The sequence below is a fragment of the Anaerophaga thermohalophila DSM 12881 genome (assembly GCF_000191885.1).
GTDB lineage: Bacteria > Bacteroidota > Bacteroidia > Bacteroidales > Marinilabiliaceae > Anaerophaga > Anaerophaga thermohalophila.
Genome location: NZ_AEWI01000141.1, coordinates 1 through 1,763, shown reverse-complemented (window position 1 = coordinate 1,763; position 1,763 = coordinate 1). Strand labels below are relative to the sequence as shown.

Here is a 1,763-nt window from a genome sequence, read left to right as displayed (position 1 = left end):
GGAGAACCAGGCTAACCCGCAAGCCACAATAAATTTAACCATACGTTTGGGTCAATTTAAGAAATCTGTCCGGACGTGGAGAAAACACAAAAAATGAAAAAATCCCAAACTATTTCCCCAGGGGAATGCATTTTATTTCCAAAATCATATAATTTTGTATAAAAACGGAAATAAAATGACTTTCCTTGAATTTAAAAAATACATGAATCATTTCACCGTCTTTTCTGTAAAAGACATTCAGAAACAGTTTCCCGGTTTTAACAGAATGAACCTGTATCACTGGCAGAAGAAAGGATACATCGAAAAAATCCGGAACAAGTGGTATGCATTCCCGGATAATGAAAACAGCGAACTAAATATATTTTTCATAGCCAACAAAATATACAACCCTTCATATATTAGTCTTGAATCGGCTTTAAACTATTATGGCATTATTCCCGAAGGGGTTTTTATTTATACATCGGTAACCACACTAAAAACCAAAACCATAAAAACACCCAAAGGGATATTTCGCTATTCGAATATAAACCCGGAATTTTTCTTTGGATATGAACTGGTAATGAATCACCACAAAATCATCAAAATCGCAAATTTAGAAAAAACCCTTTGCGATTATTTTTATTTTAATACTGATATTCATTCAATGGATGATATAAATGAATTAAGATTTAACAAAGACCTTCTGCAGAAAAGCGTTAACATCAAAAAGTTATGTCAATATACGAAGCTTTTTAGTAGCGGAAACTTTGAGAAAAGGATTTCCTTATTAAAGAAGTTTTTACATGATTAGTTTGAAGGAAATACAAAAATTTTATCCACCGGAACTTCAACATTTCGAAAGATTTATCTTACGAGAATATCTGCAGTATAAAATTCTGGAAATTGTATTTAATAGTTCTTATGCGGGGAAATTATGCTTTCTGGGGGGTACATGCCTGAGAATTGTCCATAATAATAACAGATTTTCAGAGGATATAGATTTTGACAATTTTGCCCTCACAGAAAACGATTTCGAAGAAATCTCAGCAATCATAAAAAAAGAACTTTCGCGTCTCGGATATCAGGTTACAATAAAAAAAGTCATTAAGGGTGCATTTCATTGTTATATCAGATTTCCGGGCCTGTTGTTTCAACAGGGAATTTCCGGACATGTAGAAGAAAAAATTCTTATTCAGTTGGATACAGAACCTCAGAATTTTCTATTTGAGCCGCAAAAACCTATTATTAACAAATTTGATGTATTCACCCAAATCAATTCAACCCCTAAAGACATTTTACTTTCCCAAAAAATTTATGCCATTTTAAACCGGCCACGGAAAAAAGGACGCGATTTTTACGATGTTGTTTTCCTTTTAAAGTCTGTAAAACCCAATTATGCTTATCTGGAACAAAAATTAAAGATAACAAACGCCGTTCAACTGAAAAAAAAGCTGATTGAAGTATGCGATAATAATGACATGAATGGTTTAGCCAAAGATGTTGAACCTTTTCTGTTTTATCATCAGGAAACAAAAATGGTGAGCCTCTTTAAAGAATTTATAGAACAAACCAAACTTGATTGAAGTTATATGGCTTACCTCTGACTCCCCTGAAAGGGAGAACCAGCCAACCCGCAATTTTCAGATGATTAACATCATACAAATGTATCAATTTAAAACGAATCGCGCGCTGGTGGTACCCCCTTTAGGGGGCCAGGGGGTGTGCGACGGGAAGAATAAAACGAATCATTAAAGCTTATTGACCCCTCCCTTCACCCCTCTAAC

At 34.3% G+C, this 1,763-nt stretch carries 2 protein-coding genes; both read left to right on the top strand.

Going from position 1 to position 1,763, the window contains the following annotated elements; translation table 11 throughout:
• The first annotated feature begins 175 nt into the window (after positions 1-175).
• Positions 176-790 (top strand): type IV toxin-antitoxin system AbiEi family antitoxin domain-containing protein, encoded by a 615-nt coding sequence (locus ATH1_RS20205; RefSeq protein ID WP_010424549.1) that lies wholly within the window; start codon positions 176-178, stop codon positions 788-790.
• The gene (locus tag ATH1_RS0116860) at positions 783-1,562 is read left to right on the top strand and encodes a nucleotidyl transferase AbiEii/AbiGii toxin family protein (protein WP_010424547.1); all 780 of its coding nucleotides are present in this window, start codon (positions 783-785) and stop codon (positions 1,560-1,562) included. The genes ATH1_RS20205 and ATH1_RS0116860 overlap by 8 nt, the downstream gene beginning before the upstream one ends.
• Positions 1,563-1,763: the final 201 nt, after the last annotated feature.

What these genes read in the sequence shown, in the direction of transcription:
- ATH1_RS20205 (WP_010424549.1), top strand. Translation starts at nt 176, where the DNA reads ATGACTTTCCTTGAATTTAAAAAATACATGAATCATTTCACCGTCTTT.
- ATH1_RS0116860 (WP_010424547.1), top strand. Translation starts at nt 783, where the DNA reads ATGATTAGTTTGAAGGAAATACAAAAATTTTATCCACCGGAACTTCAA.